The organism is Shimia gijangensis (assembly GCF_900142085.1).
GTDB lineage: Bacteria > Pseudomonadota > Alphaproteobacteria > Rhodobacterales > Rhodobacteraceae > Shimia > Shimia gijangensis.
The window spans coordinates 61931-85047 of record NZ_FQZQ01000006.1 but is presented as its reverse complement, the minus strand read 5'-3'; the positions used below and the strand labels follow the sequence as shown (position 1 = coordinate 85047).

Here is a 23117-nt window from a genome sequence, read left to right as displayed (position 1 = left end):
GTTAAGGCGTTAATCCTCCCGGGGACGCAACACCAGCCAGATCAAAGCACCACCGGCCAACATCAGGAAGGGCGCCATCGCCAGATTAACGGATGTCCAGCCTGTAACCGCATCGCCGCCGGAACAGTTCATCAAACCGCCCGAGGCCAGTGACGCAACGGTAACGCCGCCAAACACGATCAGATCGTTCAGACCCTGCATACGGCCACGTTCATGTGGCTCATGCGCGCCGGCCAGCATGGTTGTGGCCCCGATAAAGCCAAAGTTCCAGCCAACGCCAAGCAGGATCAAAGCAACAAAGAAGTTTTCCAACTCAACCCCTTGCAAGGCAACGGCCCCGGCAGCGGCTAGGATAATCAGACCCAGCGCCATGATCTTTTCGACGCCAAACCGCGCAATCAGATGACCGGTGAAGAACGACGGTATGAACATCGCCAGAACGTGCGCAGACACCACGTCAGCGGCGCTGTTTTGCTCAAACCCACAGCCAACGACCGCAAGCGGTGTCGATGTCATCACAAGGTTCATCAACGCATAAGACACCATGGCGCAGATCACAGCCACAGTGATCCGCGGTGTGGTCAGCAATTGCCAACGCGTGCGGCCCTTGGGGGAATCTGCGCTTGGGGCTTTGGGTTTGGGGATATTGATGAACAGGAACAACGCAGAACCCACGACGTTGATCGCAATCACCATGAGATAAGTGCCAAGGAATGGGATCACCATGGATTGGCTGGTGACCTTGACCAACTGTGGGCCAATGATGGCCGAAGCCAACCCGCCTGCCATGACATAGGAAATCGCCTTAGGGCGGAAATTATCCGAGGCCGTATCTGCGGCGGCAAACCTATAAAACCCCTGCGCGCTCATGTATACACCGGTCAAAAGGCTGCCCAATAGGAAGACGGGAAAACTATTTAGATAAAGGCCATAGGCCCCAATCGCGCCGCCAACAGCACCGCCAGCAGAACCGACGAAAAAACCAACCCGGCGACCATATTTTTGCATGATTGCCGACAGCGGTGTGGCAGCAAGCATCGAACCCACAACGATCAGTGAAATCGGCAGGGTGGCAAAACACACATTGGATGCCAGCGACTGACCTGCCAGACCGCCTATGGTGAAAATCATCGGCATCTGCGCGCCCAAAAAGGCCTGCGCAAGAACAAGGATGAAAACGGTGCGCTTAGCGGAGGTATCGTCTACGGTATGGCTCATGGGCCAAGCGTTAGCTGCTTAACAAGCGAAGGTCCAGACGCGGCGAAAGTAACGTCGCGCATTTTGAAATGACGAACTGGAAGCCCACGAAGAATGTCTATCGGCAGGATCATCAAATCACATGAATGTGTGGCAGAAGGCGCGGCTTGGCTGGCCGGTCAGGACCCGCGTTTTGCACGGGCTCTGGATCAAACCGGACCCTTGCCATTACGCCTGCGCCCCGATGGTTTTTCCCAATTGCTGAGCGCGATCATGAGCCAGCAAGTCAGCGTGGCCTCTGCGGCTGCAATCTGGTCTCGTCTGAAAGAGGCCAAACTGACCGGCCCCCGCAAAATTATGGCTGCGACAGATGATGATTTGCGCGCGTGCGGCCTCAGCCGTCAGAAAATTCGATATGCGCGCGCGCTGGCAGAAGCACGAATCAATTACAAAGCTTTGCGGGATTGTCCTGACAACGAGGTTATTGCCACATTGACCAATGTCAGCGGCATTGGCCCCTGGACGGCCGAGGTCTATGCGATGTTTTCTTTGGGGCGGGCGGACGTCTTTGCGCCCGGGGATCTGGCCCTGCAGGAAAGTGCCCGGATTCTGTTTCAGCTTGATGCGCGCCCCTCTGAAAGCGCCTTTCGAAAAATGGCCGAAGACTGGTCGCCGTGGCGATCGGTTGCAGCGCGGGCATTGTGGGCTTACTACCGGGTGGCAAAGGACAGGGAAGGGATCCGATGACTCGCGTTTTGACCACAGGCCGTAAAGAGCCACTATCTGGCACCACTCGCAGTGTGGTGATCTTTCTGCATGGCTATGGTGCCAATGGTGCCGACCTTTTGGGGCTGGCGGATCCTTTGTCGGAACATTTGCCTGACACATTGTTTTTGTCGCCAGACGCGCCTGAAACCGTACCGGGCATGCCCTCCGGGTTTCAGTGGTTTCCGATTCCTTGGATTGACGGGTCTTCGGAAGAAGAGAGCGAACGCGGGATGCGTTCGGCAATCGACGACCTGAACGCATTTCTGGATGCGGTGATGGTGGACGAAGACGTGTTGCCGGAACAGGTGGTTCTGTTTGGCTTTAGTCAGGGCACAATGATGGCTTTGCATGTTGCCCCAAGGCGTGAAGACGAGATTGCCGGCATCGTCGCCTTTTCTGGTCGGCTTTTGTCGCCCGAGCTTTTGGCTGATGAAGCCCAATGCAAGCCTCCGATCCTGCTGGTACATGGTGATGCAGATGATGTGGTTCCACCTCAATCACTACCCGAAGCTGCTGAAGCCCTTCAAAACGCCGGATTTACGGATGTTTATGCCCATATTATGAAAGGCACTGCGCACGGTATTGCGCCAGATGGACTTTCGGTGGCTCTGGCCTTTATGCGAGATAAGTTGGGACTTTGAGCGTGAAATCCCCTCAATGAAGAGGTAACCTTTAGGCCAGAGTTCTGGCGACCCCAGTATTCGCATTTCAGGCGGTGGCATTTGGCCGTATTAACCGCCAACGAGTTTTAGTATTTTTTTAAAATCGGAGTCCGCCGTGGCCCATTTTCTGGAACACACTTTGAAGGGTAGCTTTTTTAAACCGCATAGAGGGGCATTGTTGGCTGCTACCTTGAGTACCATAGGGGCGACTGTTTCGGCCCAGGACAGTACGACGCCGCTGCACAATCAGCCAACCCGTTTTGTTTCTTTCGAGACTGCAAACACCTACAGAACAGGCACGGTTGAATTGTCTTTCGGGACGACACAGACCGACCCGAGAAGTGCCTTGGGAACAGGTAATCAGTTGTATTTTGGCGGCGGCAGCTATTCTCTAAATGATCGTCTGACGTTTGGTTTTGACCTGCACAATTATGTGGACGATGCTGGTGGGCCGATCGGAGGCGTTCCAACTGCGATTGAAATGACAACGTTGTCGGGGTGGGGCAAGTATCAGCTGTATTCAGACTCGCGCTGGACAGTGTCTGCTCTCGTCGCTCTTGAAAGCTTTCTGACTTTGGAATCTCCGATATTCGGAGGAACCAACACCTTTGTGATGAGCGGGGCTTTCAAGGCGCCGATCACCTACAATGCCTCGCAGAAATTGCAATTTCACGTGACGCCTTCGGTCTATTACTTCCCTGGCACCGTCGGTGGTCAAAATTTTTACGGAACGATTGCGTCGCTTGGATTTGGTGCCAGCTACAAGGCCAACGATCGGTTGGGTTTGTTCGGCTCTGTGGATGTCCCTCTGAGCGGAACCAACACGATTTCCAGCTCTGGGGCGTACGAAGATGTGCCGGTTTGGACGGCTGGCGGGCGCTATAACGTGACGCCAAAAATCGCCCTCGAAGGCTATGTCACCAACGGAATTGGGATGACTCCAGGCACCAGTATCCTGACCTTCTGGCCAGACGGCGACACGGCTTTGGCCGGATTGCGGTTGATCTATACGCCCGGGGCCAAAATTACCGATTCCTACCGTGCGCCATTGACCCCTGTGACACTGCGACAACGCAACGTTCAGCAGGATGGGTTTACGATGGGGTCAGCTGACGTGCTGGAGCCCGGCACAATCCGCACAAGCGCATGGTACGGGTCGGACAGCAATACAGGGATAATGTTTGGCTTTAGCCCGGATCAGGACAGCGAGATTCAGGTCATCTTTGAGCAATACTCAGATAATCCAACCGCGGATCCTGCTTTGGTACCAACAACAGATGTCCGTTATATGTTTGGTCCAAAGTTACGTTTCATGGACCAGAATAACGGGGATGCTTTTTCACTTTCTGGGCGCGCGCTCTACGGCCGCCGGATCGGTAGCGGAGCGTTGCTGGGCGTCTTTTTTGCGGAACTCATTGGCAGCTACAAAACCAATGGCGGGACGGTGTTTACGGTAAATCCCAAACTGGCGGCTTTTGGCAGCACGGAAATCGCCGGATTAGGGCTTGGTGTGAACTACGCGTTTTTGAGCGGCTTGGAACTCATTGCTGAGGTTACTCCGGTTGGCCTGGACGGAAGTGATCCGACGTGGGCGGCGGGACTGCGCTACACTGTCGGCACCAGCGGCTTTACAGTCGACGCACAGGCCACGAACGCGATTGGCCGGTATGGCATTGGTGGCATGATTGCGCAGGACGATACCAGAATTGCTTTGACGGTTTCCAAAGTTTTTGACGTCACACGCCTGAAATTCTATTAAACCGGCCATCGAAACGTCGCCATCTGATTGTATCAATTTGCCCCTAACGTCATGGCATTCCTCATAGATCATGAGGGTTGCCAGATGAATGCCACGATATATAGTGGGTCTTAAGCCGGGGCGGGATTGCCCGCTTCGTTGCTTCAAGACTGAGTAGACGGGCAAAGGATGCATTGCACCATGGACGGCGATTTCAGGACTGACTTTGTGCGACAACCCGCAGGCGCGCGCCACCATCCGGCACTTGTTCTGAATGCGGATTATCGGCCTTTGTCTTATTATCCGTTATCGCTCTGGTCCTGGCAGGACGCCATCAAGGCGGCCTATATGGACCGGGTCGATATCGTGGCTGAATATGATCAGGTGGTGCGAAGTCCCAGTACCGAAATCAGGATCCCCAGCGTGGTTGTCCTCAGAGACTATGTCAAACCTCAAAAGCGCGTGGCCTTCACGCGCTTTAATTTGTTTTTACGAGACGAATTTATTTGTCAGTACTGTGGTAGCAAGGGCGATCTGACCTTTGATCACGTTATTCCGCGGGCTGCAGGTGGTGTGACCAGCTGGCAAAACGTGGTTGCGGCCTGCAGCCCGTGCAATCTGCGAAAAGGCTCTAAATCGCTGCAACAAACACACATGCATTTACGCAAACCGCCGCGTCAACCCGAAGCGGAAGAACTGCGCAACATGGGGCGCAAATTTCCGCCCAATCACCTGCACGAAAGCTGGATGGACTTCCTGTACTGGGACGCCGAGCTAGAGGCCTAAATCGGCGTTTTGACCGTTTTGTACAAAAGTTTCAGGTCAAATCTCCGTTTTGTACAAAACGGAAACTGACCAAAATCTGGCTCCATCCAGTTCAATAACACTCCGCGAGACTGTCCCGCGGAATGGTTAGGTCTTTGCGCGGGTTAACATGCCGAACAGATCACGGGGATCGTCCGGGTCTGCGAGCAAGTCCAAATCATAGTGGTACGGCGTGTCTTTGACTTTGTCGCGGACGTAACGCAGGGCGCTAAAATCTTCGATGGCGAAGCCAACACTGTCAAACAGGGTGATTTGACGTTCGCTGGTGCGGCCCGGAGTTTGGCCGGTAAGCACTTTCCAAAATTCAGTGATTTTGAAGTCCTCTGACATCTGCTGAATTTCACCTTCCACGCGGGTTTGCGGGGGAAACTCTACAAACACGTCTGACCGTTCAAGAATGCCACTGGCCAGCTCTGTCTTTCCGGGACAGTCGCCGCCGATCGCATTGATGTGCACACCGGCACCAACCATGTTGTCTGACAGGATCGTGGCGTTTTGCTTGTCCGCCGTGCAGGTGGTCAGAATGTGTGCGCCTTCAATTGCCTGTTCGGGCGAGGTGCAGATCACCGTCTTCAGACCCGTTCCTGCAAGATTGGCAGCACATTTTTCAGTCGCGGCGCGGTCCTTGTCATAAAGACGGATGGTATCAACACCGCAGATAGCTTTCATGGCCAATGACTGAAACTCGGATTGAGCACCGTTTCCGATCATTGCCATCGTGGTAGAACCTTTAGGTGCCAGATGCTTAGCGACCATCGCTGATGTCGCCGCCGTGCGCAAAGCCGTCAGAATAGTCATCTCAGTCAAAAGCACCGGATAGCCCGTGTAGACATCTGCCAAAAGGCCAAACGCGGTGACGGTTTGCAGGCCTTCGGACGTGTTTTTTGGGTGGCCATTGACGTATTTGAACCCATAAGCCTCACCATCCGAGGTGGGCATCAGTTCGATCACGCCGACGTCAGAATGGGATGCAACGCGCGGGGTTTTGTCAAACAGCTCCCAACGGTGAAAATCGGCCTCGATATAGGCGGCGAGATCCCGGAGCACGTCCTCAACACCAATGTGATGCACAAGGCGCATCATGTTGTCGACGCTGACAAAGGGAACGAGGGCTTTATCGGAAGGGGTACTCATTGGTCAGTCCTTTCTGTGCGGCGGGTCAGGTGAATGCCCGCGAGCATGCAGCGGACCGAGCCGCCAGCAGTTTCGATTGTGGGAATGTCGAGCGGGAGAGGCTCGGCAGATTTTTCAATGATTCTAATTTGTTGCGTGGTGAGGCTGCGCAGTGCGCGTAAAGACAATGCAAGAATGCGGCGGTCTCCGGTCAGTTCCATCGCGTTGCCCGCAAACTCGGCAATCTGGGCATGTGTGAGGTGGATCACCTGACGCCCGGATTGTTCAAGACGTGTGGCCACCGTACGGCGGCGTTCGGCGTCGACGATCATATCAAGGCACACAAGCGCATATTCCGTGCCAATGCCCATCAACACATTGGTGTGATAGACGTCGCGCCCTTGGGCATCACGTGCGGCAAAAGCGATGGGTTCAAAGTTGAAATGCGTGCAGAACCGTTCGAGAAGCACAGGGTCTGCACGATTGGACTGTACCGTATAGGCAATGCGCCCAATATGGTCGAGCACCATCGCGCCGGTGCCTTCCAGCGCCAGGCCATCCTGTTCAAGACCGGAATAGTCGATCACATCCTGCACCCGGTAGTCGCGTTTCAGCATTTCAATCACGTCCGTGCGACGCTCCAGCCGGCGGTTGGCGGCAAACATGGGGTAAATCGCAACATGCCCGCCCGTATGGGTCGAGAACCAGTTGTTTGGAAACACAGAATCCGGAGTCTGGGTGCTGGTGTCGTCGAACACATGGACGCGCACGCCAGCCTTGCGCAATAGGGTCACAGCACCGTCAAATTCGGCCATTGCGGCCTCGGAGGTGGCCGTGGCGCTGTGATTGGACAGGGTTTGAAACGCGTTGTCGTCGCGGGTTTCCGGGTTGGAACAGAAATGGTGCGGACGGATCATGACAACCGCATCCGGAGCCTGCAAAACCTGCATCAATAGCTCCGTGTCACGCGATCAAAGATACGGCGCCCAAGGGCAGAGGCCGCCAGATCAACCATCAATTTGGCCGTGCGTCCGCGGGTATCAAGAAATGGGTTCAGCTCGACCAGATCAAGTGAGGTCATCAAGCCGCTGTCATGCAACATTTCCATGACCAGATGGGCCTCGCGAACGGTGGCACCACCCGGAACCGTGGTCCCGACCGCAGGGGCGACATCGGGGTCCAGGAAATCCACATCCAGACTGACATGCAGCATGCCATTGGCCGCCGCAACTCGTTCCAGAAACGCCGAAAGCGGGCGGGCAATGCCGTGTTCGTCAATCTCGCGCATGTCGTGGCGGTGAATTTGGCTGGCCTGCAGCGCCGCGCGTTCGGCATCATCAACCGATCTCAGGCCGATAATGCAGACGTTGTCCTGAGGCACCGGGTTCTTGACCTCTGGAAAGCCTTCAAACGTGCCATGGCCGGTGAAATAAGCAACCGGTGTGCCATGCAGATTGCCGGAATCGCTGCTTTCCATGGTGTGGAAATCGCTGTGGGCGTCCAGCCACAAAACAAACTGGGGGCGGCCTTGGGACGCGGCATGGTTTGCAGCACCCATGACGGTGCCCGCCGACAGGCTGTGATCGCCACCGAGAAAGATGGGCAGGCCTTGTGTCATGGCATCTTGCGAGGCCGCACTTAGCGTTTCGGTCCAGCCGATGGTCTCATTCAACGCGTGCACCGGATGCTCGGGGTGGTCATTTTCGTGTGGGGCAGGGGTTAGATTGCCCTTGTCGGTGACCGCATAGCCAAGCGACGTGAGGGTTTCGGCCAAGCCAGCGGTGCGATAGGCATCCGGGCCCATCAGGCAACCACGGCGGCGTTTGCCGGAATCCACAGGTGCGCCGATCAAAATACAGGTTTTTTGGGTCATGGTCATATCCGTCGCGTTTTGTTTAAAACGAAAATGATTTCGAAATGTGTTGATTTATACCCCTCAATTTGCTCAAAACGGGAGGTGTTTGTACAAATTGAAGGCTGAAAGCGTCGAAATGGATGATCTGGACCGAAAACTTGTTTCTGCTTTGCGACACGATGCAAGAGCGTCGCTGTCTGATCTGGCGATCCTTTTGGGGGTGTCGCGCACCACTGTGCGGGGGCGTATTGAACGCCTGCGCGATCGTGGTGATATTGTCGGGTTCACGGTTGTTCTGAAAGAGGATGCCCACAGGGATGCGGTGCGCGGTCTGATGATGATTGGTATTGAAGGGCGCGGGGCGGAAAGGGTTATTCGTCTGCTCAATGGGCTGACGTCCGTGCGCGCCATTCACTCGACCAATGGGCGTTGGGATTTGATTGTGGAATTGGGAACAGAGACTCTGGAAGACCTTGATGAGGTCTTGGGGCGCATCCGGCGCTTTGAAGGTATCAGCGCAAGCGAAACCAACCTGCTATTGGCGACGCGCAAGGCAAGTTAGAAAAACTTGCGACCTTCTTTGGGAAGGTGTGCGGCCCAAATCCACAAGCCAGCAATCACCAAAGAGCCGATGGCGTTCAGGTTGGCCATGGTGACACCCAGCATTTGCCACGGGATTTCGTCGCACATTGCCAGACTGGGCCCGTCCATGCTGAGCAGATTGCCGCTATCACTGCTGAGCCCGCGCCCGGTGCAGGAACTGGGGCCAAGCCACCACTTGCGTTCAACGCCCGAGTGATAAAACCCAATCATCGATGTCGTCAGAGCGGCCAGCGCCGCAAAGTAATACCAAAGTCGCGCTCCAAGCGCCAAAGCCAGAATGCCGAGCCCAATAGCCGCCCAATGTGGCCAGCGTTGCCAGTAACACATGGCACAAGGGGCCATGCCACCGATGTACTGGAATCCCCAGGCCCCAAGGATCGAGGCCACGGAAAACCCGGTCAAACATAAGGTGATGAAGCGACGGGACAGGGTCATAGATACCTCACAAGCACAAAGCCCCCAATCAAGAGCACGAAAAACACGGTGGTCACAAGCCCCAGACGACGTTCGATAAAGTCCCGAATGGGCGCGCCGAACTTCCACAACAGTGCCGCCACCAGAAAGAAGCGGATGGCGCGGGCAATAATGGCGGTCGACACGAACACAGCCATTGGCATGCCGGACCAGCCAGACATGATGGTGATGACTTTGAAGGGAAACGGCGTGATGCCTGCACCCAGCACCGCCCAGAACCCAAAATCATTGAACCGGGTGTTGAACTCGGCCACCGCATCGCCTTTGCCAAGGCTTTGCAGAATGGGCTGGCCAATTTGTTCAAAGGCCAGTGCACCAATGCCATACCCCAAAAGGCCTCCCAAAACCGAAGCCACCAAAGCCACAGTGGCAATCAGAAACGCGCGTGACGGGCGCGCAAGGATCATGGGAATCATCAAAACATCGGGCGGGATGGGAAAGACCGAGCTTTCCAGAAAGCTGACAGCCGCAAGCGCCCACAGAGCCTTGGGGTGATCTGCAAGGCTCATTGTCCATTTGTAGAGTTTGCTCAGCATGCCTGCTCACTTGGTATTGGTTTTGCTCTTGGAAGTATAATTTCTGCAAATAATCAAGCAAATAATGCGTGACTTGCGACAGGTGCCTATGTTTGCATGGCGTCCAGCGGCGCTCATCAAAGAAAGCGGCAGACATTTTGCGAACGGGGAGGATACGCAATGAAACTTACCCTTAAGGGAGCCCTTGCAGGTGCTGTGGCGATCATTGTGACAACGGGTGCTGCCTTTGCACAAGACGTCACTCTACGTTGTCAGCACTTCATTTCACCCAAAGGGTCTGTGCCTGCGTTTTTCATCACCCCTTGGGCGGAAAAGATTGAGAAAGACAGCGGTGGGCGGATCAAGGTTGAAATCTATCCTGCCATGCAGCTGGGTGGCAAACCGCCTGCGCTGTATGACCAGATCCGCGATGGCGTGATTGACTGTGGCTGGGCCATTCCAGCCTATACACCGGGTCGTTTCCCCGAAGCGGAAGCGTTTGAATTGCCCTTTATGACGTCGATGAGCGGTGAAGCCAGTTCAAAAGCGGCGTGGGACTATACCGCGAAATACATGGGCGAACGTTTTGGTGACATCCATTTGATGGCGGTGCACGTGCACGGCCCCGGCGTGGTTCACAAAAAGGGCCCGGCTGTAAAAACACTGGCGGACTTCGACGGTTTGAAACTGCGTGGACCTTCGCGTCAGGCCAACAAACTTTTGGAAAAGCTCGGTGCAACGCCAATTGGTATGCCGGTTCCGGCCTTTCCCGAAGCCTTGTCCAAAGGTGTGGTCGACGGCGGCGTGATCCCATGGGAGATTGTCCCGCCGCTGAAAGTTCAGGAACTGGCTGACAGTCATTCGCAGGTCGGTGGCGATCGTGCGCTTTATAACACCTATTTTATCTGGGGTATGAACAAGGATACCTATGCCGGCCTGCCAGATGATCTGAAGGCTGTGATTGATGCCAACTCGGGTCTTGAAACCTCGGGCTGGGCTGGGGCCGCCATGGATAAGGGCGACGACATCGGTGAAAAGATTACCATTGAGACAGGCAATGAAGTCTACACGATGGATGACGCCATGGTGGCTGAGCTTAAGGTCATTGGCGAAGAGCTGACCAATGCATGGATCGAAGAAGTCACGTCGAAGGGGCTTGATGGTCAGGCGATGGTGGACGATGCCCGTGCCTTGGTTGCGAAATACTCGGACTGAAGGTTCGAAGATAAAGCGGGCGCGAGGGTCATGAGGTTCTCGCGCCCATTTTTAAGAGGAGGCCGTGTGACGTGCTGAAGGAAGGCCTCAAATGACCGTATTGATTGCTGGCGCCGGGATTGGCGGGCTGACACTGGCCTTGTCACTGCATCAGGTGGGTGTGCCGTTTCGAATCTTTGAAGCCGTGCAGGAAATCAAACCCCTGGGTGTTGGTATCAACCTTCAGGCCCATGCCACACGCGAGCTGTTTGAGTTGGGTCTTGAGAGCGAGCTGGACAAGGTGGCGCTGCGCACAGAAAAGGTTGCCTATTTTTCGCGTCAGGGCGGGCTGATCTGGTCTGAACCGCGCGGGATTAAGGCGGGCTATCACTGGCCTCAGTATTCCATCCATCGGGGTGGTTTGCAGATGGCGTTGTTGCGCGCTCTTCAGGACCGTTGTGGTTTGGATGTGGTGGAAATGGGCACGGCCGTTACGGACTGGAAGAGTGCCACACAAGGTGTTGAAATAAAGCTGGAAAATAGAACTTCGATTGGTGAAAAGGGTGTCGCCTCTGGTGCTGTTCTGGTCGCCGCAGATGGGATTAACTCGATCCTGCGGGCCGGACAATACCCCAATGAGGGACCGGCCTGCTGGGGCGGCACGATGATGTGGCGCGGGGTGACCAAAGGACCAAAATTTCTGACCGGGCGGTCGATGGCCATGGCCGGTGAAAAACACCGTAAGTTTGTGGTCTATCCGATTGCCGACACTGCAGAGGGCGGTAGCGTGCTCAACTGGATTGCTGATTTAACCATGTCCGAGGATTACAAATGGCGCCAGCAAGACTGGAACCGCGCTGGAAATCTTGATGATTTTCTGCCCGAGTTTTCAGATTGGCGCTTTGACTGGCTGGATGTTCCAGAGGTTATCCAGCAGGCCGAGGCCGTCTATGAGTTTCCAATGGTGGATCGTAACCCATTGCCACAATGGAGTTTTGGTCCGATGACCCTGTTGGGGGATGCGGCGCACGCGATGTATCCGATTGGATCAAATGGTGCCTCGCAAGGCATCATAGATGCCCGCATTCTGGCGCGGGAATTGCGCGACAAAGGTGTGGGGCCAGAGGCCTTGCAATCATATGATGATATCCGCCGCGAGGCGGTGAATGCCGTTGTGCTGACCAATCGCGGCGATGGGCCGGACAAAATTCTTGATATCGTCTCAGAACGCGCGCCAGACGGGTTTGACGACATCGAGACTGTCATGCCGCTGGCCGAGCGTCAAAGCTTTGCGGATGGCTATAAGAAGGTTGCGGGAATGGACATCGCAACGTTAAACGCACGGGAACCGCTTATTGCACTGTGATTGGGGTCAAGCATGGCAATTGCCATAAACGCAGAACGGCGTGTGGGTCGTATCATTGAGACCGCGTCGCGGGGGATGGCGATCGGAGGCGGCATATTGCTGACCGCGATGGCCGTGATGACCGTGGTGTCTATCATTGGGCGGATGTTCACGGGCTTTGGGTTGGGGCCGGTGCGTGGAGACTATGAACTGGTCGCCAATGGCTGCGCGCTTGCGGTGTTTTCTTTCCTACCCTTTTGCCAGCTAAAACGCGGACATGTGACCGTGGACATTCTGACCACTCAGTTTTCCCAACGCGCGCAGGCCATTATTGGCTTTCTTGGCGATCTGTTAATCGCCATTGCTGCGATCGTCATTTTCAAACAGCTCTGGCATGGATTTGGTGAAAAATACCCCTATGGCAGTGACGCGATGCGCGACGCACTGGGCATGGGTTATAAACCGTTTTTTCCCGAAACCACCTATGAATTGGAAATCCCGGTCTGGATCCCATACGGCCTGGCCCTGATCGGGGCTGCGATGTTTGTGGTTGCGGCTTTGTACACCGTCTGGCGGAGCCTGAATTGGGCGATTGACGGACAAGAGGGCGCGGTATGACGGGTTTAACACTGGCTTTGACCGGATTTGCCCTCATGTTGGGGGGGATTTTCCTGCGGGTTCCGATAGCGCTGGCGATGGCGATGACGGGATTCTTTGGCACATGGTACGTGCTGGGCACGCCAAATGCGCCGATGGCGCAGTTGAAGTCTATGACCTACGAGACATTCTCAAATCAGGGGCTGTCGATTGTGCCGCTGTTTTTGCTGATGGGGCAATTCGCGACCCGTACTGGTATGTCTTCGGCGTTGTTCCGGGCGGCCAGCGACTGGCTGGGGCACCGCAAGGGCGGTATTGCCATGGCTTCGGTGGGGGCCTGTGCCGGGTTTGGCGCAATCTGTGGGTCTTCGTTGGCGACGGCATCAACTATGGGGCAGGTCGCCTTGCCCGAGATGCGCAAACGTGGCTATTCCGACAGCCTGTCGACTGGCGTTCTGGCGGCAGGTGGCACATTGGGTATCCTGATCCCGCCTTCGGTGATCCTGGTGATTTATGCGATTATGGCCGAACAAAACATCGTCAAGATGTTCATGGCCGCGATGGTGCCGGGTATTCTGGCCGCTTTGGGGTATATTCTGACGGTTGCCATCTATGTGCGCGTCAGACCCGATAGCGCCACGACCGCTGAACGCATTCCGATGAAGGAACGGTTCAAAACCTTTGCTGCCACCTGGCCGGTGATTGTGATTTTTGGCATGACCATGGGCGGCATTGTCGGCGACTGGAACTGGGTCAAGCCGGGACCACAAGCGTTGTTTACTCCAAACGAGGCTGCGGCCTTTGGCGCCACGGCCACTGCGCTGTACGGCATCCTTGTGGGACGGTTAAGCCTCGATGGGTTTGTGCAGGCGATCTATGAGACCGGCAAAGCCACGGCAATGATCTTTTTCATCCTACTGGGCGCCGAAATGTTCAAAGGTTTTCTCGCCTTAACACGTGCACCTGACATGTTGGCCGATTGGGTTTTGACAGCCCAGTTTACCCCCATCACAGTGCTGATCGTGATGCTGATCGCCTATCTGATCTTTGGGTGCGTGATGGATTCGCTGTCGATGATCCTGCTGACCATCCCAATCTTCCTGCCGGTGATCGAAGTACTTGATTTCGGCATGAACGTTGAAGACACGGCCATCTGGTTTGGTATCCTTGCGTTGATCGTGGTGGAAGTGGGGCTGATTACGCCGCCTGTAGGGATGAACCTGTTCATCATCAATGGCGTCGCACAAGATATCCCAATTTCACGCACCTATGCCGGGGTTGCCCCGTTTGTTTTGTCCGATTTGGTGCGGGTTGTGATCCTTGTATCTTTCCCGGCAATCACGCTTTGGCTGGTTGGAGTCATGTTTTAGCAAAAACTGTCGATTTCAGGGTGGACGCTGGCGCCAAGCTTGGGTAAATCGGTCAGGCAGTGCCCAAGTGGCGGAATGGTAGACGCAGGGGATTCAAAATCCCCCGCTGTAACAGGCGTGCCGGTTCGAGTCCGGCCTTGGGTACCAGCACTGCAACGCTAAGACGTTAAAACCTCATAAAAACAATGGAATACGTTGCGATTGGGCCTGTGTCACGAGGCACACATGGCTTTTCCGATGAAGTTTCAACACCCCAATCTACGTCCTAACGATGGCCTCCGATTCCAAAGGAGATTCCCTAAAGATTTCCGAGAGGCATTGGGCGAGAGAAACAATGCCATCCAGGACACCCGGTTGATGCAACGCAACGCATTGAAACCTCCTATCAAAGTACAATTGCGGAGTATTTGGAGGGTGGCCTTTTATGACCTTTCAAAGAGAATCCCAATCAGCGACGCATCTATTTCGCTCTTGGACCTCTAATATCCTTGCTGCAACGGCGGTGATTGGACTCGTTACTTCTGGTCAGGCTCAAACGTCGAATCCAAGCGTGAAAGACATTGTTGGAGGCTTGATCGAGCCAGTCACTGAAGGTGGCGGGCCTGGTGAAAAAGTCACCGGGTTTAAGGTTTCCAAAGGTGCTGACGAATTCAGGTTCCCCGATGCCAGTATCGCGGCGCTAAGTGACGCAATAGAATCCCGTAACAGGGCCGCTGTTCGCAAGGCGCAATTGGAACTTGGTATTTTGGCTTTTGGTGATACCCAAGGCTCATTTGCTGCCATCGGAACGATTGCTGAACACGCACTTTTGGTAAAATCCTTTTCGGGAGTGAACACAGCCCTCAACAGTATCGGCTTTGTGTTTGCGCTTGCCCAAGTCGCGCGTGATGCCACAAATGGCGACACAGAAAGCGCGGTTTTTGGGTCTCTCAAAGCGTTCATGAATTATTCCATCGGGCGTTGGCGATCTTCGGCATTGCAGATCGCCGGGATCGCCACATTTGTTGTCGATGTCACGCTGCGCGAATGGCAGGCTGGTTTGACAGATATTGGTGTCAACGTTTGGACCTGCCGTTACGACGCATTCTACCGCGATCAGGGGATGTCTGTCAGCGACTGGAAAATCAAAGCGTTGGAGCTGTATGAAGAAGCGAAAAAACCGACACTGAGTGGTTCAATACCTATTTAGACGGGGCAATAAACAAATACGTGCACCGCGCATTTGATGAGCGCAACATCGCTTTTTACAGTGAATGCAATGGTAGCTATTTTGGTGACACGGAAACTATTCAGCGCCTGATTGAGGCTGAGCATAAAGGCATGCTTGAGAAGCTTATGGTCAATCATGTCCTGCCAGAGGTCAGCGACCGCGCATGGAGTGACCATCTCAAGCAGCAGGTCGCTAATGCCAATGATCAGTTAAAACCGAGGTTAAACAGGACCTTTCTACTTGAGGTTACGGCTTATGACGTACCTGGCGGTGCACGCGTGGTTATGGATCTGCTCAATGGTGGAGAATGGGCTGGCGTCTTGCGCCCTGAAGGCACGTTCCAGGCTGAGATTACGTACTACGCGTTGTTGAAAGCAGGGTTCCCCACAATGGTTCGGCTTGAAACCTCTGAGGGTAGCGAAGAGCACGGTCTGGTTTTTGCTGATGGCAAGATGACCACGGTGTTTGGCGTGCCAAAGACACCGATCATTGCCCGATATGAGATCGAGGAAGGCGGCCAAACGTGTTCCGTGCGACGGATCAAAGCCGACAATTCATTCAGCGATGAGCAGCAGCTAAGAGACGCCAAACCACCCAGCACGATAGATTTGGCTCAGTCGCACAACATGACGATGCTTCTGGGGCATTACAATCTGGGCGACGACACATGGTCTCCCGCTTCGCCAGGGCGGATCATCAAGGAAGGCATGCTGTTTGGCGCGCTTTATGTGGATGACATTATGGCCATGAGAAACTGTAAGTTCGACATGTTTAGCGGCCAAAGCCTGACTCGTGGCGAGTGCTTTTTAGAGCGTTTCCAACGCAAAGCCTTTGGTAAAAACAAGGTGGTCGAACGTCTTTGTGAATCATCGGCAAAGATGGAGCTGGTTGGAATTTTTGCGTCTCATGGCGGCGGCAAAAAGCAGTATTTTGCGATGGATACCCCAACGGGTCGCGCCATGATCGACGTGGTCAAAAAATCCATACACAACATCCAGACTGGCAGCGATCCAGCTGCCCTTCTTCGTAGTCCTCAGTAACCTATATTTTATGAGGTTTTAGATGAAATTTTTTGTGCCCCGCATCACTCTGATCGCGGCTCTGTCAACGTCAATGCTCGCCCTTTCTGGATTTGCGCAATCAGACGATGAGTTCGATGCATTCGGCGTCACAGCCGACGGAACAACGCTGGACGAACTGGTGCCCGAAACAGATGAGCTGCCGCCACCCCAACCTTATTTCGAAGACGCCGCCGATGCAGCACCCGCAACCACCCCAACAGAGGCAACGGCCCCGTTAATGAATGAACCCACTGAGCAATCCGAAGCCCCCTCTGATATGGCTCCGGGATTTGCGACGTTCGATGCGCCGTCCAATTGGGTCAGCCATGAAATCAAGGGGTTTCACTTTAAGGCGCCACCTGATTGGAAGGTCGTGGTAGACAAAAAAGATAGCTTGGTACTGTTTGCGGGTGATATGGCCACACGCACCGGGGCGACAATTACGGTCATGTTTGACCGACACCGCCCGATGGATGACGACGAGGGGGAACTGCTCTCACAGTCAGACGTGAGGATGCCGAACGGTGAAATCTATCTGCGCGCTGAAACGGCTCTCAAACAAGGGGACGTAGCCATTCGCGCGACGGCTTACAGCTCTTCTGAGACCAATGAAGACGATGATTATACGACCATTGCTTTGGCCGCGATGAATCAACCCTATGAGCACTCGGCTGAAATTCTTGAGAGCATCCTTGGCACTTTGGTGATGCCCGAGACTTACGTCAAACCGCGTGATGAAGGGCTTGGTGGAATGGTCTCATTTGATCTGCCCAAAGGCTGGTCGGTCCACCATGCGAGAGATGACCAGCAGGTTTCATTTCGATCGCAATATTATTCCGGCTATGGAGAAGTGGCGACCGGACACTGGATAACAGACGAAGGCGGACTGGACAGTGTGGTCACTGAGCACGCCAGCGCCCCGGAGACTGCGCAAATATTTGGCTATCCGGCAACCCGTCAGACATGGCAAGGCAGTACGCCTGAGTTCTATGCCGGGGCAGCGATTGTTATGGGTGAATACACATATTATCGCCTGACCCAATGCTTGTCCAATGGCGAGCCCGTCGCGGTGATGCTGGCAGGAGCGCCAGATTTTCTGGGTGGAGAAGACCTCGCTGCGGTTTTAGCATCAGTTGAACTGAACTTGCCCGACGGGATCACAGATTGTCCCGCCGAACCCAGCAAAACGCCTGTGTCGGTTCAGTCCACCCCTCTTGATTCTGACACTCAAGTCCCGGCAACCGCACCCAGTCAGGCCGAGGCTTCCATGCCACTTGTTATGGGAACGGCGATTGATGTGGAAGGCGTGACATTCGTGCTGCCAGAGGGCTGGGAAACCACCTACGATACCCCTGCGGACAAGATGTTCCAAAGCCCCGACGGCCGCACCACCATTCTGGCGTTCTGGTGGTTCCCGGACGAGCCTCTGACCGGCTATGACGATGATGTGACTGTGAAAAACGTAATGATCGATCATGAGAGCGTGACACAGATCATGTCAAAGATTGGTGACTTGAAATCTGTTTTGAACGTTTCAGAACGGGCGCGTTCGGACGAGAAGCGCTTTATTTTTACGGTCGAAAGCAACGAATTATCTTTGGATGAATTGAACGCTTTGAACGAAACTCTGATCAAAAACCTGCGTTTGCAACCTGCTCTGGACCCCAATTGGCAGGCGCCCCAACCAACCTCGACATCATCACCTTTGCCGGCCCCCGAAGAAGATACAGCTTCACCGGGGGCAAGTGCGCGAAACGGGCACGCAGACGTGAGGTTTGGCAATTCCGGTCTCGGGAAATGGAGGGGCGAACATGTAACCCTTTCCAATCCTGGATCGGGCAGTCCAAGCGACGATGGCGAGCTTGAGGCCAGTGCTTTGGGAGATGGAAAGAACGGTTATTTTCTAGCCCCCAATCACGTCTTGGGTGATTGGCGCGGAACCGAGAGCTTGCGGCTGGTGCTCCGAGTAAAGTCCGGCAATGGCACCTATTATAGCCCTTACATTGACGGTGGTCGTGGCGATATCTTCCTTCAGAGCGGCACGATGTCTGCGAGCATTGAGTTTGACCATCCTGTCGGCACGGAATGGACAACCCAAATTGTCAGATTTGATGACCCACGCTGGCGGGTATCGGGTGCCTCATCTGTACAAGAGCTCCTTGTCAACGTAACCAGATTTGATGTGCGAGCCGAGTACTTGAACGGTGACACCCGTATGTCGATGGCTAAGATTGATTGGATCGCAGCCCAAGATGTCTCGGAGTTAGCGACGACTGAAGCGGTTAACCAGCCGACGACACCCGCCGGGAGCGGGGAACGCTCAACTGATGTCTGTGACGCGCTTTATGCAGAGGCCAAAGAAATTAACGCGTGCTTTGCCTATCGCGCCTTTGCGAATAGCTGTGGATCACATCTCTATGCAGGTTTTGCGACTGCCTACATCGATGAAAATTGCGCTGTTCCAAGTACGCCAAATGTGCCGATAAGTCCGGAACCAACGGCTGAAGCCATGCCAGACCGCAAACAGGACAGTACTGCAGAGGCCGCTGGTTTGCGCTTGTGCAATGCGACGCCGTACGTGCAAACAATTTCAATTGGCTATCACGATGTTAATGACAACTGGACCTCGGAAGGCTGGTGGGACCTGAAGCAGGACAAGTGTGTCACTGTCGTGTCGGGAGACTTGAAAAAGCGCTACTACTTTTATCGCGCCGAAGTCGACGGCGGGCCGGTCACAGAAGGCGATTATATGTTTTGCACCTCTCGAGATGAATACATCATTGTCGGGGATACAGACTGTGTGGAGCGCGGGTACAAGAGGGAAGGTTTCGCTCAGATTGATACTGGTCCGACGGGAACATCATTTGTGTTTACACTGACAGAGGCCGAATAGGTCCTGACGATATTTGCCAAGCCCTTCACCAAGCGAGTTTAACCTTGGGTAAGGGAAAAGACAGAGGGCGGATGAACAGGCCCACGTCAGGAATAGCTTTTGGGCTGACGTGGGCTGACCTGATGCGCAGAGTGGCCGTGGGGAAAAAGTGCCCAGATCAGGGAAATTGTGGATACCAGTGTTTTTTGGGGTTTGTAGCTGAAGTGATGTTTCTGTGATTCTGAGAGCCTCAATATCTATTTAATAACAATGCCTTGAAGCGATAAGCCGGGTTCAACCTTGGATGCCGGTACTTTATTTTCCAGTCTTTTGCCAACCGCGATGCGTCCTTGCGGGCACATTCCTTCTGGAATTTGATTTCTGTCTGGTTGCTCTGGCCGGAAACGCGCTAATTTGTCCCCAATCGCACTAATCAAAAATGCCAGCATATATGTTCGTCGATTCGCCATTTCGAAAAAGTCCTTCACAGGGCCGTTTCACTTTTGTTGGAGCAGCGCTGGCAATGTTTATGGCCGCAGGGCTTGCGCAAAGCGCGTCTGGCGAAGAGGATTTAATAACCTCACCGGATGAAACGATCCTCGACGACGGGACCCCTGATGGTATTTTGCCCCAGCTTGGTATTCTTCTGAAATTTCCAGACCATCTACAGCTGCGACGCCCTGAAAGTGCGGCACTGTCGGACGAGCCGATTGTTTATGACCGCAAGCTGCCGTTCTTTGCCCAACAGGCGGTGGACCGTGGGTTCTCGTTGCCATTACCTTACGGAATCAGCGGCATTCTGGTCAGCAATCAACAGCTTCAAAACATTACGGATTTGTCTGTAGCGCTGTCCAAAGGGGCACCACCTCCGCCAGGAACGCCGCTGGTTCCAATCCCCTTTGTGACGCTCGAAAATGTGATCAGTAAAACGGATTCTGCACAGGTCAAATTGGACGCCTGGATACTGCCAAACCTCAATGTTTTTGGGTCTTTCGGAAAGGTCGATGGCTCAGCCAATCTGGATGTGGTTGTCGATCTGGATAGTATGTTCCCGCCGCCCGTTTGTACGCCGATTGATCCTTGCGGCACGGCCACGGCCAATTTTACGGCAGGTATTGACGCCAGAACACTCACGATTGGTGCAACCGCAGTGTATGGATGGGACAATTTCTTTTTGACGGGCACGGCGTCGTTGACCGATACCTTGGGGTCCAGTTCGGACACGGTTGTGCGGTCACAAAATGCGTCGTTACGGTTTGGGCGACACTGGATCGTCAATGGAAAAACGGTTTTCGCGCCTTACATTGGCGTTTCGTATTTGAATTATGACCAATACATTGAAGGTGTCACAGCTTTGGCAAATGCCTTTCCCGACAATGATGATCTGAATGTTCGCTACCGCGCGCGTTCCACAAATGTGGACAAGTTTTCGGGCGTCATTGGGTTGAATATCGGATTTGAAAACGGCATGGGCGTGCAGATGGAATACAACAAGAGCCCAAGTGGCGAGCGTTTCGTTCTATCCGGGGTTCAGCGTTTTTAGGTCTTGTCTGCCTGTGTGTTCTCGAACAATCCAATTTCAATCAATAGACTGATTGCTGACTGCGACCAGATGCGGTCTAGGGCATGTCCTTGGTGTCCTTGGATTGTTTCAAGGCTGCCTCTGAAGCAATTTGCGCACCGGCTCCGCTCAATGCATCACTACTGGTCGAGCGTACCCGCACTTCGCGTACCGCCACGTCGATACCTTCTTCGCGAAACATGTTTCGCACAGCTTCATAGACCACGCGGCGCAGCTGAAATTGCTCACCCGGGCGTGATTTGAAAGACGCCCGCACAACCATTGCGCTGTCGTCCATCATCACCACTCCGGAGGATTTCAATGGCTCAACAAACAATCCTCCAAAGGTTTCGTCCAGCAGCAATTTTTGGCCCAAGGCTTTGAACTTTTTGCGCAAAGCGTTGGTGTCCGTTTCAAAGGGCAGGCGAAAATCCATTTTGAAAATCACCCAATCGCGCGAATGATTGGCAATGGTTTTGATCTCACCAAAAGGTACCGTGTGCAGCGCGCCAAGGTGATGGCGGATTTGCAAAGACCGGATCCCAGCGCGTTCGATCGTGCCCATGGCGACACCTGCATCAACATAATCGCCAACACGAAAGGCGTCATCCAACAGAAAGAAAATACCCGAAACCACATCTTTGACCAAAGTTTGGCTGCCGAGGCCGATTGCAAGTCCAATCACGCCAGCTCCTGCAAACAGCGGCAATACATCGACGCCAATAGCAGACAGGCCAATCATCACAGCAATGATCGCAATCGCCACCAGCATAAAGTTGCGCACCAAGGGCAAAAGGGTGGTGATGCGGGTCTGGCGCGCGGTATTGCCTGCGCCATCAGCTGGTGTGGCGCGGCTCATCACGCGCTCGGACCCAATCAGCACCAATTGCCACAACACATAAGCCATGAAAAAGGTGATCACCATCTGGGTAAGGGCGGGAACGACACCTTGGGACACACGAGACGTGATGTTGGCCCCGCCCCAAGGGGCACTCCAGATCCGGATCAAAAGAATGATGGTGGCGATCATTGCCGCTGCGCGTCCGAGGCGGGCAAAAAACTGAGCAAAGCTTGGAAGATTGGGCTGATCCGGGTCGCGATTGCGCATATCAACCCGCGACGCCCAATCATCCAGCAACAAAGATATGGCCAACAACCCCATCAGCGCCAGAAAGCTTAGCACTGCCAGTTCGTTGGCTTCTGTGCGTCCCAAAAGCAGTAGAACACAGGCGACAAACCACGACATCCCGACATAGATCGTTGCCAAAAGATGCCAGATTCGCGCAAAAGACGGCCAGCCGCCCGTACGATAGGTTCCATCCGGGCGCGTTTGGATCAGGCGGGCGACGCCCTTTTGATTGGCAAAAAAGGCCAGCACGACCAGACAGGCGACAAGGCTTCTGGTCATCAGGACAAACAACAGAACCGCCGCCTGCGCCATGCCACCCGAATGAAACAACGACGCGGTCACAAAAGAAACAACGGCAAAGCTCGCGATGAACAAGGCGTGAAAATAGAGTTGCCGCGCGTCTTCATTGTTCAGATGCGCGATGCGCATCTCGGGGCGGAACGGCGAAATAAGCATTCTGAGCGTGATGGCAAACCCGCGTACGGCCAGAATTGCGCTTAGGTATGTCACCACAACCGTTTGCGAGACAAGTTCCGTCTGGGTGGCCATCAGCAAAGGCCATCCCCCCACAAGCGCAAAGATACAAAGCCCGATCAGGTTTCCGCCGAACCAGCCCAACCGCTGCCCAAAGATAACGGGATGCTCGGGGTCAGGATCAGAGCGGATTTTACGAAGAACCAACCGGTAGGCCTGTTCGGCCATCGCGCCGAGGCCCAGCCAGAACACCGCCAACAAGATCATTGAGCCCGCTGAGAAACCTGTTTGGGACAGGCGGTCAAAGAAATTCGACACTTCGGTCATAAAATCAGGCGCGGAGACCATTAAGGACGTGAGGTTCTGGGCCGCCGTGGCCGAGGACGCCATCAGCAGGTCAAAAATGGCAATCGTGTTGCCAAAGAACGCGTCTGCCGAGACGTATTCAGCAACATCCTCAGCTAAAACCGGATTTGCAGCGAACAAAACGAATAATAGGCTGGCTGCCATGGCCGATCTGAGCATTGTGGATCCTTTGTGAAGGCTGAGGTCAG

Annotated in this window: 21 protein-coding genes and 1 tRNA gene; 14 read left to right on the top strand and 8 right to left on the bottom strand. The window is 54.3% G+C overall.

Translation table 11 applies throughout. From position 1 onward, the window contains the following. Positions 1–9 precede the first annotated feature (9 nt). Positions 10–1218, bottom strand: a complete 1209-nt coding sequence (locus BUC32_RS07080) for an MFS transporter (RefSeq protein WP_073251066.1) — start codon at positions 1216–1218, stop codon at positions 10–12. 93 nt (positions 1219–1311) lie between these two features. Between BUC32_RS07080 and BUC32_RS07075 the strand changes: the two genes are divergently transcribed. The 4 genes from BUC32_RS07075 to BUC32_RS07060 all read left to right on the top strand — a co-directional run bounded on the left by BUC32_RS07075 (position 1312) and on the right by BUC32_RS07060 (position 5151). Continuing rightward, positions 1312–1944 (top strand): DNA-3-methyladenine glycosylase family protein, encoded by a 633-nt coding sequence (locus tag BUC32_RS07075; RefSeq protein WP_073251065.1) that lies wholly within the window; start codon positions 1312–1314, stop codon positions 1942–1944. Continuing rightward, complete coding sequence (locus BUC32_RS07070) at positions 1941–2606, top strand: alpha/beta hydrolase (protein WP_073251063.1); 666 nt, start codon at positions 1941–1943, stop codon at positions 2604–2606. Before BUC32_RS07075 ends, BUC32_RS07070 begins: the two co-directional genes overlap by 4 nt. A gap of 199 nt (positions 2607–2805) precedes the next feature. Continuing rightward, the gene (locus tag BUC32_RS07065; protein WP_139280669.1) at positions 2806–4386 is read left to right on the top strand and encodes a hypothetical protein; all 1581 of its coding nucleotides are present in this window, start codon (positions 2806–2808) and stop codon (positions 4384–4386) included. Positions 4387–4566: 180 nt separating this feature from the next. Continuing rightward, positions 4567–5151 carry an HNH endonuclease gene (locus BUC32_RS07060; protein ID WP_073251059.1) on the top strand — a complete coding sequence of 195 codons (585 nt, stop codon included), beginning with the start codon at positions 4567–4569 and terminating at the stop codon, positions 5149–5151. A 126-nt stretch (positions 5152–5277) separates the two neighbouring features. On the opposite strand, the gene BUC32_RS07055 is transcribed toward BUC32_RS07060, so the two are convergent. Genes BUC32_RS07055 through rocF form a run of 3 tightly spaced genes read right to left on the bottom strand, consistent with a single transcriptional unit; the run spans position 5278 to position 8176 of the window. Then, the gene (locus BUC32_RS07055) at positions 5278–6324 is read right to left on the bottom strand and encodes an ornithine cyclodeaminase (protein WP_073251058.1); all 1047 of its coding nucleotides are present in this window, start codon (positions 6322–6324) and stop codon (positions 5278–5280) included. Next, positions 6321–7253: a citrulline utilization hydrolase CtlX gene (ctlX, locus tag BUC32_RS07050; RefSeq protein ID WP_073251056.1), complete on the bottom strand. Its 933-nt coding sequence runs from the start codon at positions 7251–7253 to the stop codon at positions 6321–6323. Before ctlX ends, BUC32_RS07055 begins: the two co-directional genes overlap by 4 nt. Beyond that, positions 7253–8176 (bottom strand): arginase, encoded by a 924-nt coding sequence (gene rocF / locus BUC32_RS07045; protein ID WP_073251247.1) that lies wholly within the window; start codon positions 8174–8176, stop codon positions 7253–7255. Before rocF ends, ctlX begins: the two co-directional genes overlap by 1 nt. Positions 8177–8294: 118 nt before the next feature. Between rocF and BUC32_RS07040 the strand changes: the two genes are divergently transcribed. Beyond that, positions 8295–8720: an Lrp/AsnC family transcriptional regulator gene (locus tag BUC32_RS07040; RefSeq protein WP_073251245.1), complete on the top strand. Its 426-nt coding sequence runs from the start codon at positions 8295–8297 to the stop codon at positions 8718–8720. Here the strand turns inward: BUC32_RS07040 and BUC32_RS07035 are convergent. Both BUC32_RS07035 and BUC32_RS07030 read right to left on the bottom strand, forming a co-directional pair. After that, positions 8717–9196 (bottom strand): disulfide bond formation protein B, encoded by a 480-nt coding sequence (locus tag BUC32_RS07035; RefSeq protein ID WP_073251054.1) that lies wholly within the window; start codon positions 9194–9196, stop codon positions 8717–8719. The two genes, BUC32_RS07040 and BUC32_RS07035, sit on opposite strands and share 4 nt — an antisense overlap. After that, a complete protein-coding gene (locus BUC32_RS07030) occupies positions 9193–9771 on the bottom strand; it encodes a YqaA family protein (protein WP_073251052.1) in 579 nt (192 codons plus the stop codon). The genes BUC32_RS07035 and BUC32_RS07030 overlap by 4 nt, the downstream gene beginning before the upstream one ends. A 159-nt stretch (positions 9772–9930) precedes the next feature. On the opposite strand from BUC32_RS07030, the gene BUC32_RS07025 reads away from it, so the two are divergent. The 8 genes from BUC32_RS07025 to BUC32_RS06985 all read left to right on the top strand — a co-directional run bounded on the left by BUC32_RS07025 (position 9931) and on the right by BUC32_RS06985 (position 19420). After that, positions 9931–10965: a TRAP transporter substrate-binding protein gene (locus tag BUC32_RS07025; protein WP_073251050.1), complete on the top strand. Its 1035-nt coding sequence runs from the start codon at positions 9931–9933 to the stop codon at positions 10963–10965. A 91-nt stretch (positions 10966–11056) separates the two neighbouring features. Next, the gene (locus BUC32_RS07020; RefSeq protein ID WP_073251048.1) at positions 11057–12310 is read left to right on the top strand and encodes a flavin-dependent oxidoreductase; all 1254 of its coding nucleotides are present in this window, start codon (positions 11057–11059) and stop codon (positions 12308–12310) included. Between the two features lie 12 nt (positions 12311–12322). Continuing rightward, positions 12323–12907 carry a TRAP transporter small permease gene (locus BUC32_RS07015; protein WP_083599269.1) on the top strand — a complete coding sequence of 195 codons (585 nt, stop codon included), beginning with the start codon at positions 12323–12325 and terminating at the stop codon, positions 12905–12907. Further along, positions 12904–14256, top strand: coding sequence for a TRAP transporter large permease (locus BUC32_RS07010; RefSeq protein WP_073251046.1), 1353 nt, complete (start codon positions 12904–12906; stop codon positions 14254–14256). The genes BUC32_RS07015 and BUC32_RS07010 overlap by 4 nt, the downstream gene beginning before the upstream one ends. Positions 14257–14317: 61 nt before the next feature. Then, a tRNA-Leu gene (locus BUC32_RS07005) sits at positions 14318–14403 on the top strand. A 403-nt stretch (positions 14404–14806) separates the two neighbouring features. After that, positions 14807–15445, top strand: a complete 639-nt coding sequence (locus tag BUC32_RS06995; RefSeq protein WP_073251042.1) for a hypothetical protein — start codon at positions 14807–14809, stop codon at positions 15443–15445. A gap of 20 nt (positions 15446–15465) precedes the next feature. Beyond that, positions 15466–16506, top strand: a complete 1041-nt coding sequence (locus BUC32_RS06990) for a hypothetical protein (RefSeq protein WP_073251040.1) — start codon at positions 15466–15468, stop codon at positions 16504–16506. A gap of 22 nt (positions 16507–16528) precedes the next feature. Further along, positions 16529–19420 carry a DUF1036 domain-containing protein gene (locus BUC32_RS06985; RefSeq protein WP_073251038.1) on the top strand — a complete coding sequence of 964 codons (2892 nt, stop codon included), beginning with the start codon at positions 16529–16531 and terminating at the stop codon, positions 19418–19420. 236 nt (positions 19421–19656) lie between these two features. Here BUC32_RS06985 and BUC32_RS06980 read toward each other — a convergent pair whose 3' ends face one another. Further along, positions 19657–19869 carry a hypothetical protein gene (locus BUC32_RS06980; RefSeq protein ID WP_175556910.1) on the bottom strand — a complete coding sequence of 71 codons (213 nt, stop codon included), beginning with the start codon at positions 19867–19869 and terminating at the stop codon, positions 19657–19659. 53 nt (positions 19870–19922) lie between these two features. On the opposite strand from BUC32_RS06980, the gene BUC32_RS06975 reads away from it, so the two are divergent. Next, positions 19923–20942 (top strand): autotransporter outer membrane beta-barrel domain-containing protein, encoded by a 1020-nt coding sequence (locus BUC32_RS06975; RefSeq protein ID WP_139280668.1) that lies wholly within the window; start codon positions 19923–19925, stop codon positions 20940–20942. 76 nt (positions 20943–21018) lie between these two features. Here BUC32_RS06975 and BUC32_RS06970 read toward each other — a convergent pair whose 3' ends face one another. Beyond that, positions 21019–23088 carry a mechanosensitive ion channel family protein gene (locus BUC32_RS06970; RefSeq protein WP_083599268.1) on the bottom strand — a complete coding sequence of 690 codons (2070 nt, stop codon included), beginning with the start codon at positions 23086–23088 and terminating at the stop codon, positions 21019–21021. Positions 23089–23117: the final 29 nt, after the last annotated feature.

What these genes read in the sequence shown, in the direction of transcription:
- BUC32_RS07075 (WP_073251065.1), top strand. Translation starts at nt 1,312, where the DNA reads ATGTCTATCGGCAGGATCATCAAATCACATGAATGTGTGGCAGAAGGC.
- BUC32_RS07030 (WP_073251052.1), bottom strand. Translation starts at nt 9,771, where the DNA reads ATGCTGAGCAAACTCTACAAATGGACAATGAGCCTTGCAGATCACCCC.
- BUC32_RS07040 (WP_073251245.1), top strand. Translation starts at nt 8,295, where the DNA reads ATGGATGATCTGGACCGAAAACTTGTTTCTGCTTTGCGACACGATGCA.
- BUC32_RS06980 (WP_175556910.1), bottom strand. Translation starts at nt 19,869, where the DNA reads ATGGCGAATCGACGAACATATATGCTGGCATTTTTGATTAGTGCGATT.
- BUC32_RS06970 (WP_083599268.1), bottom strand. Translation starts at nt 23,088, where the DNA reads ATGCTCAGATCGGCCATGGCAGCCAGCCTATTATTCGTTTTGTTCGCT.
- BUC32_RS07010 (WP_073251046.1), top strand. Translation starts at nt 12,904, where the DNA reads ATGACGGGTTTAACACTGGCTTTGACCGGATTTGCCCTCATGTTGGGG.
- rocF (WP_073251247.1), bottom strand. Translation starts at nt 8,176, where the DNA reads ATGACCCAAAAAACCTGTATTTTGATCGGCGCACCTGTGGATTCCGGC.
- BUC32_RS06985 (WP_073251038.1), top strand. Translation starts at nt 16,529, where the DNA reads ATGAAATTTTTTGTGCCCCGCATCACTCTGATCGCGGCTCTGTCAACG.
- BUC32_RS07070 (WP_073251063.1), top strand. Translation starts at nt 1,941, where the DNA reads ATGACTCGCGTTTTGACCACAGGCCGTAAAGAGCCACTATCTGGCACC.
- BUC32_RS07055 (WP_073251058.1), bottom strand. Translation starts at nt 6,324, where the DNA reads ATGAGTACCCCTTCCGATAAAGCCCTCGTTCCCTTTGTCAGCGTCGAC.
- BUC32_RS07035 (WP_073251054.1), bottom strand. Translation starts at nt 9,196, where the DNA reads ATGACCCTGTCCCGTCGCTTCATCACCTTATGTTTGACCGGGTTTTCC.
- ctlX (WP_073251056.1), bottom strand. Translation starts at nt 7,253, where the DNA reads ATGCAGGTTTTGCAGGCTCCGGATGCGGTTGTCATGATCCGTCCGCAC.
- BUC32_RS07025 (WP_073251050.1), top strand. Translation starts at nt 9,931, where the DNA reads ATGAAACTTACCCTTAAGGGAGCCCTTGCAGGTGCTGTGGCGATCATT.
- BUC32_RS07080 (WP_073251066.1), bottom strand. Translation starts at nt 1,218, where the DNA reads ATGAGCCATACCGTAGACGATACCTCCGCTAAGCGCACCGTTTTCATC.
- BUC32_RS07060 (WP_073251059.1), top strand. Translation starts at nt 4,567, where the DNA reads ATGGACGGCGATTTCAGGACTGACTTTGTGCGACAACCCGCAGGCGCG.
- BUC32_RS06975 (WP_139280668.1), top strand. Translation starts at nt 19,923, where the DNA reads ATGTTTATGGCCGCAGGGCTTGCGCAAAGCGCGTCTGGCGAAGAGGAT.
- BUC32_RS07020 (WP_073251048.1), top strand. Translation starts at nt 11,057, where the DNA reads ATGACCGTATTGATTGCTGGCGCCGGGATTGGCGGGCTGACACTGGCC.
- BUC32_RS07015 (WP_083599269.1), top strand. Translation starts at nt 12,323, where the DNA reads ATGGCAATTGCCATAAACGCAGAACGGCGTGTGGGTCGTATCATTGAG.